Here is a 15771-nt window from a genome sequence, read left to right as displayed (position 1 = left end):
TCCGATAAGGTTTCGTTGACCGACAGATAGACGTTCGGGGTTGGATGAAATAGAATCGGTTGTGGAACATCACTTGTGAGATGAATTCATAATGGCGCGGCTTGAGGTCAACCGGTCCGGCGAGATGGAGATGTTCGTCCGCGTGGTCGAACAGGGTGGCTTTTCAGCCGCCGCACGGGCCGCGCGCATGACACCCTCGGCGGTCAGCAAACTGATCGCGCGGCTGGAGGGGCGGCTTGGCGCAAGGCTGCTCAACCGCTCGACCCGGCAATTGCAGCTTACGCCCGAGGGCTGCGCCTTCTATGAACGCGCGACGCGCATCCTTGCCGATCTGGAGGATGCGGAACGCTCGGCCGGCGTCGGTGAACAGGCGGTGGGACGCGTGCGGATCAACACCAGCGCGTCCTATTTCAATCACGTTCTTGCGCCTGTGTTGCCAGAGTTTCTGGCGCTGCATCCGGGCGTCACGCTCGACATCGTGCAAACCGATGCCGTGGTCGATCTGCTGGCCGAGCGCACCGATGTCGCGATCCGCGCCGGGCCGCTGAAAAGCTCGAGCCTTATCGCCCGCAAACTCGGCGAGACGGCGCTGACAATCGTCGCCGCGCCGTCCTATCTGGAACGCTATGGCGCGCCATGCCGCATCGCCGATCTGGACGGGCATAATCGGCTTGGCTTCGGCTATGCCCGCGCCGTCGATGGCTGGCCGCTGCGGGAGAACGGGGAAACCACGATCGTGCCGGTAACGGGCCGCGTGCAGGCAAGCGATGGCGAGGGGCTGCGCCAGCTCGCGCTGTCGGGCGTGGGTCTTGCCCGGTTGGCGGCGTTCACGGTGCGCGGGGACATCGCCGCCGGTCGGCTTGTGCCGGTCCTTGGGGACCTTGATACCGGTGAAACGGAAGCCTTCCATGCCGTCTATGTCGGGCAGGGTGGACCGCTGCCCTCGCGCGTCCGGGCGCTGCTTGATTTTCTGGCCGAGCGCGGCAGGGTAATCTAGGCGCTATCGGCGGGCGGTCCGGGGAAAACGGTTGCAATCCCGATCCCGCTGCCGGCTCCACATGCCGCCCGTTGCACCCGGTTTTCGTGCGCGGGGCAGGGCGCCCCGGTTGCTGTTGACCGGCCGTCTGCGGTTCGTGGCGCCGATGCCGGCCGATTCAGGGAACTGTTGAAGAGCCAAGGGAAAAGCCGATTGGCCGGATGGCGGCAAACACCCGTCCAAGGCGAAAACAGGTGTTGCACGCGGCGCAATCGGATCAGGATCGGTGCGGCCGCCTTCACGCCGGTCGGATCGTGGCTGACGACGATTGTCCCCGGTTTTCCTCGGCGCAACCGCCTACGGTCCAACGGTTACCCGCCGGCTGCACGGAAAAATGGATAATCGTCCCGAAGTAACGGCCGGGTTCTCGCCGCAGGGATCAGGCCGCGGCGAGAACCAACCGGGGGTCAGGGCGCCGGGGTCGGCCAGACGAAATCGGGCCGCAATGCCTCATAGACGGGACGTCCGTCATCCGGCTTGGGATAGCCTTTCGTCAGATCCCAGAAGGCATGATAGGTCGCCTCGGGGAAATTGGCGTCGTCATAGCCCATGACATTCGGCACCGCGACCCGGATCCGGTGCTGCTTGTCGTCCAGCAACAGCGCCGCGCCGCATATGGAGCAGGTGCACAGCTCCAATGGCCCGTCGGGGTTGTCCTTGTTGAACGGCTGCCGGTTCATCTTTTCGGGATGATCGACCTTCAGGTCGTCATAGTTGAAAAAGGCGACATGCGTGGTTTGCTGGCCGGTCACCGACTTGCACACATTGCAATGGCATTCGTGATTGTCGATCGGCTCGGCATCGGACGTGACATGGACGTGCTCGCAGCCGCCCTCGTATTTGGCCATGGTGAACCCTCCCAGATTCGCGCGTCGTCGACGCAGGATTGTTAAAGGATAGTCGGGTGGCGAAGGATGGCAACTCCGTCAAAAGACGTAGACGGCCGCGGCATGTCCGGGCGATCCCGCGCCCGAAATCCGCGACCGCCGCCGCCATCCGGAACCCGATCAGTAAACCACCACCGAGCGGATGGATTCGCCGGAATGCATCAGGTCGAAGCCCTTGTTGATGTCTTCCAGCTTCAGCGTGTGGGTGATCATCGGGTCGATCTCGACCTTGCCGTCCATGTACCAGTCGACCAGCGTCGGCACATCGGTGCGGCCGCGCGCGCCGCCAAACGCGGTGCCCTTCCAGACCCGCCCGGTGACCAGCTGGAACGGCCGGGTGCTGATCTCGGCCCCCGCCGGCGCCACCCCGATCACCACCGAGACGCCCCAGCCGCGATGGGTGCATTCCAGCGCGTCGCGCATCACCTTGACGTTGCCGGTGCAGTCGAAACTGTAATCCGCGCCGCCGATCTGGTCGAACGGGGTTTTCGTCAGATCGACGATCGCCTGCACGACCGAGCCCTCGATCTCCTTGGGGTTGATGAAATGGGTCATGCCGAAACGCTCGCCCCATTCCTTCTTGTCGTTGTTCAGATCGACCCCGATGATCATGTCGGCCCCGGCCATTTTCAGGCCCTGGATCACGTTCAGACCGATGCCGCCCAGACCGAAGACCACGGCTTTTGCGCCGATCTCGACCTTGGCGGTGTTGATCACCGCGCCGATGCCGGTGGTCACCCCGCAGCCGATATAGAAGATCTTGTCGAAAGGCGCGTCGTCCCGCACCTTGGCCAGCGCGATTTCCGGCATCACCGTGTGGTTGGCGAAGGTCGAGCAGCCCATGTAGTGATAGATCGGCGTGCCATCCAGCATCGAGAACCGCGTCGTGCCGTCGGGCATCAGCCCCTGGCCCTGGGTCGACCGGATCGCGGTGCAGAGGTTGGTCTTGCGCGACAGGCAGGACGGGCATTGCCGGCATTCGGGGGTGTATAGCGGGATCACGTGATCGCCCGGTTTCAGCGAGGTGACGCCCTCGCCGACCTCGATCACCACGCCCGCGCCCTCATGGCCGAGGATCGAGGGGAAGATGCCCTCGGGGTCGGCGCCCGACAGGGTGAATTCATCGGTGTGGCAGATGCCGGTGGCCTTGATCTCGACCAGAACCTCGCCCTTCTTCGGGCCCTCGAGGTTCACTTCCATAACCTGCAAAGGCTTGCCAGCCTCCACGGCAACCGCAGCGCGCGTTCGCATATCGTTTCCTCCTTGTCTTCAACCTCGATACAGGCAGCCGGCCGTCCTCGAACGGCCCGCGCCGGGCAGGGCGGATCTTACCTGCCACAACCTAGTTTCGCGGGGCGGGCAGGCGCAATCAGACCAAGGTTGGAGAAGCACTCACCCCGACCGCTTTTCTGCGGACAACAGCGCCGGGCGGCCGTCCAGCCGGAGGATGGCGGCGGAAAGCGCCTCGGCCTCGGTCCGGTCATGGGTGACCAGCAGCAGCCCCGCACCGCTTCGGTTCAGAAGCCTGTCGGTCAGCGTCAGCATCCGGTCGCGGGTTTCGGGGTCGAGCGAGGCGAAGGGCTCGTCCATGACCAGCACGTCCGGCCCCGCCGCGAAGGCCCGCGCGAGCGCCAGCCTGCGCTGCTGTCCCAGCGACAATTGCCGCGGGAAATGGTTTTCAAGACCGGCGAGGCCGACGGCGTCCAGCCAGTCGCGGGCAACGGCGTCGGTGGCCCCGGCGACAAGGGTCAGGTTTGACAGCGCGTCGCGCCAGGGCAGCAGGGTGGGTTCCTGAAAGACCACCGCCAGCCGGGTATCGCCCTGCCTGCGCAGATCCGCCGCGCCGTCCAGTCCGGTGATGATCCGCAGCAGGGTGGATTTGCCGATGCCGGACGGCCCCAGCACCGCGAGCCGTCGACCCGGCGCGAGGTCCAGCGTGACCGGCCCGAGGACCTGATGCGACCCGAAGGCCTTGCCCGAGAATTCAATCCTCATCGCGTCGCCAGCGGTTCGCCCGCCGCTCCCACGGGCGCAGGATCAGATAGTCGATGGTCAGCATGACGATCACAAAGCTCAGCGACCAGGCCATGACATTGGCCACATCGAACATCTGGAAATACATGTGCAGCTTGAAGCCGACGCCGTTGGAGCGGCCAAGGAATTCGACCACCAGCACGATCTTCCAGATCAGCGCGATACCGACCCGCGCGGCCGAGGCGAAATGCGGCGCAAGCTGGGGCAGGATGACATGGCGCAGACGGTCCAGCGGGCGCATGTGATAGGCCCGCGCCATGTCGTCCAGATCCGGCCGAAGCGCGCGGGTGCCGTCGCGCATGATAACGGCGACCAGCGGGATCTTGTTGATCGCCACGGCGATGATCGCGGCGACCTCGTTAAGGCCGATCCAGATATAGCAGAGCACGATTACCACCAGCGCCGGGATGTTCAGGGTCATCACCAATGCCGGGTTCAACCATGCGTCGGCCTTGGCCGAGCGCCCCAGCCAAAGCCCGATCACCGCGCCGATGCCCATGGCCAGAACGAAGCTGGCCGCGACCCGGAACAGCGTCATGCCGGTCTGAAACCACAGATCGCCCGAAACCGCCGCGCGCCAGATCAGCCGCGCGACCGTCCACGTCGCCGGCAGGGTGCGCGGCGTATCGACCAGAACCGCAAGCACCGCCCAACCAAGAACGATCGCCGCCACCGAGGCCAGCGCCGGCAGCCAGGCCGGCGGCGTTCCGGGGCGGCGCGCGCGAGAGATCGCCTTGGTCATGCTTCCGGTCTACCTCTGTACGGCGACCCCGGGGCATGGCACGCGCCAAGGCGCCGCGCAGACCAAAGGTGCGGGTGCTGCGGTGTCACGGCTGCCAGAACAGACCCTCGGGCAGCGCCTGCAGGCCGCCGGTCAGTTCCTCGCCGCCAAGCTCGGCCATCACCTTGAACATGGCGTCGGCACCGGCCTTGTCGACTGGCCCGGAGGGCGGGATTCCGGCGCGCCAGCCATCGCGCAGCGCCACGAATTCGGCGTCGTCCGCGGCGTTCATGATCGGCCGCAGCTTGTCCCAGACCGCATCGTCCGAGCCGAGTTTCTGCTTGGTTTCGCCGACCGCCTTGGCGAAGGCGGCGGCGAGGTCGCTGTTTTCGGCGATCCATGCCTCGGACAATACATAGCCCAAAAGTGGCGTTTGCGGGTCGAGGCCCAGATCCTTGGCCGCGTCCGAGACCGACATCACTTCGCGCATGCCCGCCGCCTTCATCTTGGCCATGAAATGCCAGAAGTTGATCGCGCCGTCGACTTCACCCGAAAGGGCTGCCTGCATGATCAGGGGCGGCGCGCCGAAAACCTGTTCGGTGACCGCGGCCAGATCCTCGCCATTGGTCTTGCGGTTCCATGCGCGCAGGATCAGCCATGATTTGTCGACGGGACCGCCGGCGATGCCGATCTTCTTGCCCTTCAGATCGGCCAGCGACTGGACCGGACTGTCGGCGCCGACCAACACACCGCCGACCGCAGTCGAATAGGGCAGAAACACGAAATCGCTGCCGGCGGCGCGCTGCTGGGCCACCCACAGCAGGTCCGAGACGATCGCGTCCACCGCGCCCCCCTGCATGGCCACCTGCGTCGCCGGATTGCCGGCAAACTCGGTCGTCTGAAGATCGAAGCCGTTCTCACGGTCGATGCCCAGGTCCTGCATCGCCTGCAATTCCCACATCACCGTGCCGCCGGCCAAGGTGCCGACATTGATCACCTTTTCCTGTGCGACAGCCGCACCGGAAAACAGCGCCGCCGACAAAGCCAGCGCCACGGTAAATTTGTGAACGAATGTCATGCGCTTCCCCCCAGAACATTGTTCGATAACGCTGGCATGAAGCCACGCCGGTCAAAATGCGACTTTGGTCTGATCAGAAGCACACCAGCTCGGCCTCGGCGTCGGCGCTGCGCAATTTGTCGACGGTGGCCGACAGCATGCCGGCGCCGCGGTACATGGCGGCCCTTTCCCCCGGCACCTGCTGCATGCGCAAAACCGTCTCGCCCGCGACATAGTCATCATAGGAAATCAGCGCGCCGATCTCGTCGATCTTGCAGGAACATCGGCGCAGATTTTCGGGTGACCGTCCGTTCGCCTCCATGCACAGAAGTACGAAGCGGACCCGGTCCTCGGTCGGAAAATCGCTCTGGGCCGCCGGCGTCTGCGCGGCGGCCGGCAGGGCCATAGCGGCAAGGATCGCGGCGTGGAATAGCGTGGGACGTTGGAAAATGGTCATTTCTTGTCCTCTCCTTCGACCGGGTTCAGCGTCAGGTCAACGACATAGGGCCGCCCGGTTCCGGTTGGCGCGCTCGTCTCGGCCCGCAGATGCCGGATCGGGGCTTTGGGGTCGGGGCCAAGATCGAAGGTCAGCGACAGCGAGGCGAAACCGCCCATCCGCGCCGCATTCGGGTTATCCTTGAAAGGCGTCAGAACCACCGTGACGCCGTCAGACCCGCGCGTGACCTGCGCACCCGCGCCCATCCCGTCCCGGATCCGGTTGCGGATATAGAACGGGCTGCCGCCGCTCATCCGGGCCATGTCGCGCGTCACCGCCTCAAGGAAATAGACCACCACCGGATCGCCGGCAGAAACCGGAAACCGGGTCAGCGGGCGGGTGGCGCCGCCGGTGCGTTCCGACATCTCAAGGATCGGGCTGCCGTCCGCGTCGGTCACCTGTTCCAAGAGCAGCTCGCCCTGGGTTTCGCCCGTATCATTGTCACGGCTGATCTGCCAGACAAGGCCGCCCGACGGGGGTGCCCAGGGTGCGCGGTCGGCGAAAACCAGATCGCTTGCCTCGGAGGCAAAGGCGGCGCCGGGCAGGACCAGCACCAGAAGCAGACAGATCATTCGCAGCAGGGACATGGGCCTTTACCTCTGTTCATGGACGGCATTTTCCAGTGCCGCGCGCAATTGCGTCGCGGATATCGGCTTGGGATGGACCGGAATGCCAAGATCGGCGCAGGCCTCGACCGTGGCGTCATCCAGTTGGGCGGTGATGATCAGCCCCGGCACCACGCCGAATTTGTTGCGCAGCCCGGCGATCGCCAGCAGCCCGGTATCGCCATAGCCGAGGTTGTAATCGGCCATGATCACATCCGGCACCGCGGTCGGATCGGCAAGCGCGTCGGCGCTGGAGCCAAAGCTTGCGACCCGCATCCTGAACGAGTCCGCCAGAAGATGTTCGTAGGCATGGCGCAATCCGGCGTCATCCTCGATCAGCATCACGGTCAATCCGGCCAGCCCTTCGGGCGCCGGCGCGGCATCGGCGCTTGTCGTTTCGGATATTTTCGGTTCATCGGCCAGCGGAAGCCCGACGCGGAACATGGTGCCGCGGCCAGGCTGGGACCGCATCTCGATCGGATAACCCAGCCGCCCGCAGGCCCGGCGCACGATCGACAGCCCCAGCCCCATGCCCGCGACGCCGTCATTCGGAAGCCGCTGGAATTCGTCGAAGATCCGGCTGCGGTCGGCCTCGGCGATCCCCACGCCGGTGTCATGCACCTCCATCCAGATACGGTCGCCGTCATGCCGGACGCCCAGCAGGACCTTTCCGGCGGGGGTGTATTTTATCGCGTTGGACAGAAGGTTCTGCGCGATCCGCCGCAGATAGACCATATCGCTTTCGACCGTCGCCGAGCTTGTCGCGACCTTCAGCCGCAGCCCCTTCGCCGCCGCGATCGGTCCGAATTCATCCGCCAGCCGGCCGAACATCTCGTCAAGCGCGACCGGCTGAAGGTTGAACCGGACCCGGCTGGAATCCAGCCGTGCCATCTCCATGACCGATTGCATGAGCTCCTCGACCGAGGCAAAAGCACTGCCAAGTCGCGCCAGAAGGTCCTGCTGCTGCGGGGACAGCGGTGTATCACCCAATGTCTCCAGATACAGTTTCGCCGCGGCAATGGGTTGGATCAGGTCATGGCTTGCGGCACGCAGGAAGCGTGTCTTGGACCGGTTGGCCTGTTCCGCCGCCGCGCGGGCCAGTGCAAGTTCCTGATTGCGCTCGCCAAGGTTCTGCAACGCTTTTTCAAGATCCCGGTTGCGTGCCGCCACTTCTTTTTCAAGTGCCGCAGCCGCCTGAAAAACCGCCCAGGCCGAGCCGCGCCTGCTTTCGATCCGGGCCAGACGGTCCAGAAGCGCCTCGTTGATACGTTCCAGCTTTTCCTGCCGGCGGGCGGCATCGTCTTCGTCACGCAGCACGGTCGTCGCCATCCGTATCATTTCCCCCCGCCGGCATGAACGCCAGCCCCACGAAGGTCTGGTTCACATGCATGCCGCCATGCTGTTCGCCCAAGGTATTGAACCCGACGATACGATAGCGGTTGAAAAGCTCGGCCAGTTCCGGCGCATGACGACTTTTTTCTACTGCCAGCCGGCGCAGGATACAGTCGAAGCCAAGCACGAGTTCGGGAAGCTGCGGCAGATCCGAAAGCGCCGCGTCCATATCGTCGAAAATATCGTCGCTCGCTTCGCCCAGCGTCAGCAGGCTGCCGGGCTCGACCGCCGACATCAGTTCCAAACCGCCATCGGCACCGGCGCCGGCGATGGCGCGGACATGGTATTGATCGGCGATGTGCAGCAACAGCGGATGGCGCGCGAACAAGACCGGCGACAGCGCCGCGCGCGGCACGCCGATCAGCCGGGCGTATTCTTCGGCCGCCGGTTCGTCGTTCAGCCGCATGATGGTGCGGTGACTGTCGCTTGTGGCGGTGACGACCATGCGCTGCGCGGTGGGGGTGAAGTGTGAAAAGACCACCTCGCGCACGGCAAAATCGGTCTCGATCATGCACAGCAAAACCGAATCCCGCATCAGCCGCGTGTCGAGCGTCAGACAGGCCGCGCTGGAATCGCCCATGTCGCCGACCGTGCCCCCCACCACATTGAGCCAGGGCAGCGAGGCGTCCAGTGTGGCGCTTACGACCTCTTCCTGCCCGGCATCGGATTCGGTCAGCAGGATGCCGAAGCTGTCGCGCCCCGGGGTGCGGGCGAAATCCGTCGCGGCGCGGCGCAACCGGTCCATCCATTCGGTCACCGGCAGGCGCGACACATCGGAAAGCTGGACCACGCTGACCCGAAAGCTGCTTTGGGGAAACATCACCGCGACCAGCCGGCCATGCATGTAACCGCTGTGATGGAATTCGCCCATCGAGGAACAGGCGATCAGCCGGCAATCCTTCGGCAGGGACGGAAACAGGCCGTCGGCGATCGCCTGCAGCCGCGGGGCGGGCGAGACGAACAGCAGGACCAGCGTCGGCTGGATCGAGGCCGCGGCACTGGCAAGGCCGGCGATGGCGGCGGCCTCGTCCTCGGTGTCAAGGCACAGGCTTATCGGCGCGGCAGGCGCGGGTCCGGGGCCCACAGCCGATAACACTCTTTGCGTCATCGCTCAGCTATCGTTGAAAAGCTGCGCAATATTGGCCAGCCGGACCGCCTGGGTGCGGCGGCAGACGTCGATCTTTGACATGATGGCGGTCAGATGCGTCTTGACGGTCGCTTCGGCGATCGACAGTTCGTATGAAATCTCCTTGTTCGCCTTGCCCATGCAGACCTGACGCAGGATCCGCAACTGCTGCGGCGTCAGCGTCGCAAAGCGGCGGATGATGTCGCTGCGCTCCTCGTCGTCTTCGCTGCGCGCTTCGGGGTCGTAGAAATCCGGCAGCACCACCTCGCCGTTCCAGATCCTGAGCAGCGCCGAGACCAGTTCGTCCCGGGGCAGCGTCTTGGCCAGAAAACCGTTCGCGCCCGCCGTCATCGCGTCGCCGATGACGCCCGGTTCCTGATCGGCCGAGATCAGCGTGATCGGCACCGAAGGCAGCAGCCGGCGCAGCGTCACGATGCCCTCGATCCCCTTCGCGTCGGGCAGGTTTACATCCAGAATGACCGCATCGGGCGGGTCGGCGACGACCCTTTCGGCGGCGTCGCGCAGGCTGCGTTCGGTCGCGACGGATTTCAGCCCCAGCGACACCCGCAGCGTCAACGCAAGCGCGTCGCACATCAGCGGGTGATCGTCGACGATCAGCAGCGACCGGACCGTTTCGCCCGTCCGGCGTTCCTTTGACATTATTGCATCAGACATGCGCGTTCCTCCTGCCGGGCGATCTTTCCGGGCGATGCTTCCGGGCGATCCGTTGGGGACCGATCCATGGGGGGCCGATCCGCGGGGACCGATCCGCCTATCCCGTGCCGCCGCCCGAAAGGACCTGATCGAACACCGCGCCGTCGATGTCGGTCGCATGCACCTTCATCGGTTCCTGCGAGGGTTGGTGCGCGAAACGGAACACGGGATTTTCGGATATCGAAATTCCCCCCTCCATGGTGAACAGCGATTCGCCCCCCTGCGTCACCTCAAGCGTATCAATAAAGCGGGCAGGAATGTTCAGCAATGTCACCTGATCGCGCTGAAACCCCGAAAAGTTCGGATGGCGGATCATCAGCGTGCTGACCTGCCGGTCGCCCTCGCTGATCGTCTTAAGCCGCATCTCGCCGGCGCGGGCAAGCGCGTCGGGGCCGGAACCGGCCGGCGCCGCGCAGCCGCCCGATGCCTTGACGTAACGGCCCGCCATGACCATCCGGCCATCGTCCAGATAGGCGATGGCGCGCAGGTCCGAATAGGCGTCGACCCTTAGTCGGATCTCGAAATCCAGCGGCATCATGCTGTCGCCAAAGGTGAATGTCGCCGCCACCGGGGCGGGGTTCTCATCAACGACGACGATCAGCTTGCGGATCGCGGGCGCGCCTTCGGGCTGGGTTATGCGCACCGGAACCAGCGCCGGATTGGTGGCGCGCGCAGGTGCGTCGAGGGCCATCACCCCGGCGGCGTCGGGCGGGTCGGTGTCCTGCAGGATGACGTCGTAACGCAAACCCTCCCATGTTTCGGAAGGCTGCAACGGATTGTCCTGGGCAAAAACTGGCGGCCCCGAAAGCATCAGCACCGCCGCCACGAATAACAGTCTCATTTCCTCATCCCCTTATCCATGTTGGAGCAACCGCCCGCCATCGTCCATAGTCCGAAAGTATGAATTCGGCCCGGCGGCCGTAATGCTAGGCTGGCGGGAATTGGAGGAAACATGTTCCACCTTCTGGTCACGGCCTGTCTGGCCTCGGATCCGGCTGTCTGCGCGGATCGGTTGCTGCCGGCTGCGGATGCGCCCACCCGGGCCGAATGTGAGGCGCGGGCCGATGCGGCGCTAGGCGACTGGCCCGCGCGTCAGGGGCTGACGGCGAACCGGCCGCGCTGTGTTGAAACCGGGGCGCTTCCCGCCCTGCGGCTGGACGAAATCGCCCCCGGCGTGCTGGTTCATCAGGGAACGGTGGCGATGGCTTCGTCCGAAAACCGCGGCCGGATCGCCAATATCGGCGTGGTGATCGGGCCGTCCATCACCGTGATCGATCCCGGTGGAAGCCGGGCCGAGGCCGAGGCGCTTTATGCCGCGATCCGCCTGCGCAGCGCGGCGCCGATCGGCGCGGTGATCCTGACCCATCCCCATCCGGATCACAGTTTCGGCGCCGCGTTCTTTGCCGAGGCGGGTGCAGAAATCATCGCGGCCGAGGGGTATGAGAGCTATCTTCTGCCCCGCCGCGAGACCTGGCTCGGCTCCTATATCGACGGCATCGGCACGGCCGAAATGTTGGGCAGCGCCTTTGCGACGCCGACCTCTACCAAGGCGCCCGAAGGCTTTGCGCTGCTGCCGGCGCCCGAAGCCCATACCGGCGCCGATCTGATGGCGGTGCACAAGTCTTCGGGCACGGTTTTCGCCGGCGACCTGATATTCCGCGAATTGACCCCGGTGGTGGATGGCTCGCTGACCGGCTGGCTGGATTGGCTGGCGAAAACCCCGGCGCCGGCCTCGGGCCCGATCGTCCCGGGTCATGGCCCCGTCGCGACGGACTGGAACGAGGCCGTGGCGCCGATGCGGACCTATCTTCAGACGCTGAAAGATACGACGCTGGCCGAAATCGCGGCGGCGACGCCCCTGTCCGACGCCGTTCCCCGGATCGTCAAGGCGATGCAGCCGCTTGCGACCGGCTGGGCCGATTTCGACGAGACGACGGCGCGCAACGCCGCGACGGCCTATGCCGAACTGGAGTGGCAGTGATCACTTCAGGCGCGACTGGATCTCGCGCGATATGGCGAAAACACGCTGCTCGATCAGGTTCGGCACATCGCAGATATAGCGGATCTGATCCTGCCGTTCCCTGAACATGCGGGTGTTCAGGTCCAGCTTTTCCTCGGCAAGGTCGATGGCGTCGAAATCGGGTTTTTCGGCCTTTTCCAGCGCCGCCATTTCGCTGCGAAACCCCTCGATCCGGGTCTCGATGGCCCGCTGCGCGCCGGCGAATTCGTCGATCTTCGCCACCACCAGCTGCCGGCGCCCTTCGAGCTGATCGAATGTGGCCTCAAAAAGCCCGGTCAGCGCGGTGTTATCGGCGCTGGCCGCGAAGGCGTCCAGATCGGCGGTCAGGTCGGCGACCGGCACCTTGCGGCTGGCCAGCCGCGCCGCCAGCGCCGCCACATCCGGGCGCCGGGCGGCCTCGGCGCTGGCCGCATCGGGGGCAGGCGCGGCCCACATCTGGCCGACTGACAAGGCCGCCCGCTTCGGGCTTTCGCAGGGCCAATCCGGGCCGGCCGCGATTGCCGGGGACGCACAAAGCACAAGGGTGACAAGCAGGGCTTTCATGTCCGTTTCTCCTTCTTCGCCGGTCGCGACAGGAAGCTGCGGGCCGGGTTGAACAAAACCACCGCGAGGCCGAAAAACAGGATCAGGCATCCCGCAGTGACGCCGGCCGAAAGCCAGTTCATCTTCGCATACATGGCGAAGCGGATCAGTTCGACCGCATGGGTAAAAGGGTTGAGCGAGGCGATACGCCACAGCAATATCGACGATTCCTGCATCCGCCACAGCGGATAAAGCGCCGACGAGGCGAAAAACATCGGGAAGATGACGAAGTTCATCACCCCGGCGAAGTTTTCAAGCTGGCGGAAGGCCGACGACAGCAGCAGACCAAGCGCGCCGAGCATCAGCCCCGACAGGATCAACGCCGGCAGCAGCGTCACATAGCCAAGCAGGGGCAGCCGCACGTCCCAAAGCGCCGCGATGGCCAGAAAGACATAGACCTGCACCACCGAGACAAGGACCGAGGCCAGCAGTTTGCAGCCGAGCAGGAACCAGCGCGGCCAGGGCGAGGTCAAGAGCACCCGCATCGCCCCGGTCTCGCGGTCATAGACCATCGACAGGGACGACTGCATACCGTTGAAAAGCTGGATCATCGCCACCAGTCCGGGCGTGACATAGACCTCGTAAAGCACATAGGTCTCGTAAGGCGGCATGATCGAGACGCCGAGAACCGAGCGAAAGCCGGCGGCGAAGATGAACAGCCAGACCAGCGGCCGGACCAGCGCGGCAAAGAAACGGCCGCGCTGGTTCAGAAACCGCAGCCCCTCGCGACGCATGATCCCGGTCAGGACGATCGGCCAGCCGGTCATGTGGTGACCCCGGTCAGATCAAGGAAGGCGCGGTTCATCTCGGCCGGTGTGGCCAGATCGCCGGCGCGCCCCTGCCACAGCACGCGCCCCTGATGCAGCACGGTCAGCGCGTCATCGGGCAGGATCTCGTCCAGAAGATGCGTGGCCCACAGCGCCGCGGCGCCGCTTTCCGCGACCACCCGCCGGGTCTGCGCCAATACCTCGGCGCGGGCCTTCACGTCCAGCCCCACGGTCGGTTCGTCCAGCAGCATCAGCGACGGCTTGTGGATCATGGCACGCGCGATCTCGGCCCGGCGAAGCTGTCCCCCCGAAAGCGTCGTCACCTTCGATCTCGCCCGCTCCGTTAGGTCCACCGCGCCGAGCACCTCGGCGATCCGGGTCTGCGCCTTGGCGCGGGGAATGGCGTGCAGGCTGGCATGATAGCGCAGGTTGTCCATCACGGTCAGATCGGGGTCGAGCGCGCGGGACTGGAACACGACACCGATCCGGCCAAGGGTCGCGGCACCCGCCGCCATGTCGTGGCCGGCGACGAGGATCCGGCCCGTATCCGGCGCCAGCAGCCGCGTCACCAGCGCGAACAGCGTCGATTTTCCGGCGCCGTTGACGCCCAGCAGGGCATGAAACTGTCCCGGCGCGACGTTAAGCGAGACATCCGTCAGCGCCCGCCGGTCGCCATAGGCATAGCCGACGTTTTCGACCGACAGGGCTGGCGTTATCATCTCGGCCAAGGGGTTCCCCGCTCCCGGCGTGACGCAAGCTGGAATGTCGCGGGCATGGCCGGCCTTTCTACTGGATGTTGAACACCGCCTGCAGGCCGTCGCCGGAAGAGCCGGGCACCGAAAGCGTATAGCGGCCCGGCACGATGGCGACGAAGCTGATGACCGCGGTGCCGGGACTGTCGAATTCAATCGAATGGACCCCCATCGGCCGGATCTCCACGTCGTTCACCACAATCTCGTTGACCCAGATCGCGCGAAAGAAATCTCCGCCCGAAAGCCCAAGTTCCTGCGAGCCGTCGGCATTGATCGCGATCCGGTAATAGCCGCCGGATTTGAGCGTATATTCCGCCGTCGCGACCGGCTTGCCCGCGCCAAGCACCAGCGGCGCCAGATCGGTGCGGTTGTCCCGGGCGAGGATGCCCGAAAAGCCATAGTCGAACTGACCCGCGGCTTCATGAACGCCGGTTTCGTCCTCGCCTTCCTGTTCATCGTCTTCGGCATCGGCAGGTGCGGCGGTCTGCGCGTCGGTGGCGGGTTGCGTCCCGCTCGGGTCGGCATCTTTCGCGGCGTCCTGGGCGCTGGCCGGCAGCGACAGCAGGGTGGCGATGAAAAGCGAGGCAAGCAGCCGGGTCATGGGATCTCTTTCTTAAGGGCCGTTCGGCGCGACGACGACGCCCCAGGGCTGCTGACCCACGGGCACGGATTTCACCACCTTGTCGGCCTGAACATCTATCACCGACACGTCATTGGTGTTGCCGTTGGTGGCGAACAGATATTTCTCGTCCGGGGTAAAGGCCAGTTGCCAGACCCGCTGACCGACCAGCAGATAGTCGATCACCTCATCGGTTTCGCCGTCCACCACCGCCACCCGGTTCGCGGGACCGAGTGCCACATATACCTTTTTGCCGTCCTGCGTCACGCGCACCCCGACCGGCTGGATCGCCTCGGGCAGCACACCCGGGATCTCGAAGCTGATCTTTTTGGTGATCTCGCGGGTCGCGGGGTCGATGACGCTGACCGTGCCGCCGATTTCGGCGCTGACGTAAAGCTTGGTCCCGGCGGAATTGTACTGTGCGAAACGGGGCCGGGAATCGACCAGCACATTGCCGACGATCTCATAGGTCGCGGTGTCGATGAAATGCGCCATGTTGGTGGTTTCCGAGGTGTTGATGACGAATTTCCCGTCCGGGCTGATGCCCATCCCCTCGGGCTCGACGCCGACCGGAATCTCGGCCAGCACCTGCCGCGTCGCGGTATCGACGACGGTCACCAGATTGTCGTCCTCATTGGCGATATAAAGCGGATTGCCCGAGGGGTGCAGCACGAACAGTTCCGGATCCGCCCCCGAGGGCAGGGTATGGGTTTCCTGCATCGTCTCGGGGTCGAAGACCCGGACCAGATCGTCATCCGAGGCGCAGACGTAAAGCTCCTTGCCGTCGGGCGAGATGGCGATGCCGCGCGGGCGGTTGCCGCCGGGGAAAGTGCCGATCACCTCCCAGGTTTCGCTGTCGAATACGGTGATGTCGTTGCTGCGTTCGTTGCTGACGAAAACCCGGTTGGCGAGCGCGGGGGTCGCCAGAAATACCGCCAGAAGTGCAAGGGAAAAGCTGCGCAT

General features: G+C 65.0%; 18 protein-coding genes. 2 read left to right on the top strand and 16 right to left on the bottom strand.

What is annotated here, in order from left to right; genetic code table 11:
- Window positions 1-91 precede the first annotated feature (91 nt).
- Window positions 92-997, top strand: a complete 906-nt coding sequence (locus ACFSCT_RS08020; protein WP_379141685.1) for a LysR family transcriptional regulator — start codon at window positions 92-94, stop codon at window positions 995-997.
- Window positions 998-1443: 446 nt separating this feature from the next.
- Here the strand turns inward: ACFSCT_RS08020 and ACFSCT_RS08015 are convergent, their stop codons facing one another.
- The 11 genes from ACFSCT_RS08015 to ACFSCT_RS07965 form a co-directional block, all read right to left on the bottom strand.
- Window positions 1444-1884 (bottom strand): GFA family protein, encoded by a 441-nt coding sequence (locus ACFSCT_RS08015; RefSeq protein WP_379141684.1) that lies wholly within the window; start codon window positions 1882-1884, stop codon window positions 1444-1446.
- Between the two features lie 159 nt (window positions 1885-2043).
- Window positions 2044-3174, bottom strand: a complete 1131-nt coding sequence (locus ACFSCT_RS08010) for an S-(hydroxymethyl)glutathione dehydrogenase/class III alcohol dehydrogenase (protein ID WP_379141682.1) — start codon at window positions 3172-3174, stop codon at window positions 2044-2046.
- 141 nt (window positions 3175-3315) lie between these two features.
- Entirely contained in the window at window positions 3316-3918 is a 603-nt protein-coding gene (locus ACFSCT_RS08005) for an ATP-binding cassette domain-containing protein (RefSeq protein ID WP_379141680.1), read from the bottom strand.
- Entirely contained in the window at window positions 3908-4699 is a 792-nt protein-coding gene (locus tag ACFSCT_RS08000) for an ABC transporter permease (RefSeq protein ID WP_379141678.1), read from the bottom strand. The genes ACFSCT_RS08005 and ACFSCT_RS08000 overlap by 11 nt, the downstream gene beginning before the upstream one ends.
- Window positions 4700-4784: 85 nt before the next feature.
- Window positions 4785-5756, bottom strand: coding sequence for an ABC transporter substrate-binding protein (locus ACFSCT_RS07995; RefSeq protein WP_379141676.1), 972 nt, complete (start codon window positions 5754-5756; stop codon window positions 4785-4787).
- A gap of 73 nt (window positions 5757-5829) precedes the next feature.
- Window positions 5830-6192 (bottom strand): hypothetical protein, encoded by a 363-nt coding sequence (locus ACFSCT_RS07990; protein WP_379141674.1) that lies wholly within the window; start codon window positions 6190-6192, stop codon window positions 5830-5832.
- Entirely contained in the window at window positions 6189-6818 is a 630-nt protein-coding gene (locus ACFSCT_RS07985; RefSeq protein ID WP_379141672.1) for a hypothetical protein, read from the bottom strand. The genes ACFSCT_RS07990 and ACFSCT_RS07985 overlap by 4 nt, the downstream gene beginning before the upstream one ends.
- A 6-nt stretch (window positions 6819-6824) precedes the next feature.
- Window positions 6825-8165, bottom strand: a complete 1341-nt coding sequence (locus tag ACFSCT_RS07980) for an ATP-binding response regulator (RefSeq protein ID WP_379141670.1) — start codon at window positions 8163-8165, stop codon at window positions 6825-6827.
- Entirely contained in the window at window positions 8143-9312 is a 1170-nt protein-coding gene (locus tag ACFSCT_RS07975; protein WP_379141669.1) for an FIST signal transduction protein, read from the bottom strand. Before ACFSCT_RS07975 ends, ACFSCT_RS07980 begins: the two co-directional genes overlap by 23 nt.
- 27 nt (window positions 9313-9339) lie before the next feature.
- Window positions 9340-10029, bottom strand: coding sequence for a response regulator transcription factor (locus ACFSCT_RS07970; protein ID WP_379141668.1), 690 nt, complete (start codon window positions 10027-10029; stop codon window positions 9340-9342).
- 97 nt (window positions 10030-10126) lie between these two features.
- Window positions 10127-10909, bottom strand: coding sequence for a quinoprotein dehydrogenase-associated SoxYZ-like carrier (locus ACFSCT_RS07965; RefSeq protein WP_379141666.1), 783 nt, complete (start codon window positions 10907-10909; stop codon window positions 10127-10129).
- Between the two features lie 111 nt (window positions 10910-11020).
- Between ACFSCT_RS07965 and ACFSCT_RS07960 the strand changes: the two genes are divergently transcribed.
- Window positions 11021-12049 (top strand): MBL fold metallo-hydrolase, encoded by a 1029-nt coding sequence (locus ACFSCT_RS07960; RefSeq protein WP_379141664.1) that lies wholly within the window; start codon window positions 11021-11023, stop codon window positions 12047-12049.
- Here the strand turns inward: ACFSCT_RS07960 and ACFSCT_RS07955 are convergent, their stop codons facing one another.
- Genes ACFSCT_RS07955 through ACFSCT_RS07935 form a run of 5 tightly spaced genes read right to left on the bottom strand, consistent with a single transcriptional unit; the run spans window position 12050 to window position 15771 of the window.
- Window positions 12050-12631 (bottom strand): hypothetical protein, encoded by a 582-nt coding sequence (locus tag ACFSCT_RS07955; RefSeq protein WP_379141663.1) that lies wholly within the window; start codon window positions 12629-12631, stop codon window positions 12050-12052. It lies immediately after the preceding gene.
- The gene (locus ACFSCT_RS07950) at window positions 12628-13437 is read right to left on the bottom strand and encodes an ABC transporter permease (RefSeq protein WP_379141662.1); all 810 of its coding nucleotides are present in this window, start codon (window positions 13435-13437) and stop codon (window positions 12628-12630) included. Before ACFSCT_RS07950 ends, ACFSCT_RS07955 begins: the two co-directional genes overlap by 4 nt.
- Window positions 13434-14165, bottom strand: a complete 732-nt coding sequence (locus tag ACFSCT_RS07945) for an ATP-binding cassette domain-containing protein (RefSeq protein ID WP_379141661.1) — start codon at window positions 14163-14165, stop codon at window positions 13434-13436. The genes ACFSCT_RS07950 and ACFSCT_RS07945 overlap by 4 nt, the downstream gene beginning before the upstream one ends.
- Before the next feature lie 58 nt (window positions 14166-14223).
- On the bottom strand, window positions 14224-14790 hold the full coding sequence (locus ACFSCT_RS07940; RefSeq protein WP_379141660.1) for a cupredoxin domain-containing protein: 567 nt from the start codon (window positions 14788-14790) through the stop codon (window positions 14224-14226).
- A gap of 12 nt (window positions 14791-14802) precedes the next feature.
- Entirely contained in the window at window positions 14803-15771 is a 969-nt protein-coding gene (locus ACFSCT_RS07935; RefSeq protein WP_379141658.1) for a YVTN family beta-propeller repeat protein, read from the bottom strand.

This window comes from Paracoccus pacificus (assembly GCF_042680785.1).
GTDB classification, from domain to species: domain Bacteria; phylum Pseudomonadota; class Alphaproteobacteria; order Rhodobacterales; family Rhodobacteraceae; genus Paracoccus; species Paracoccus pacificus.
This window is presented reverse-complemented; position numbering and strand designations above follow the sequence as displayed.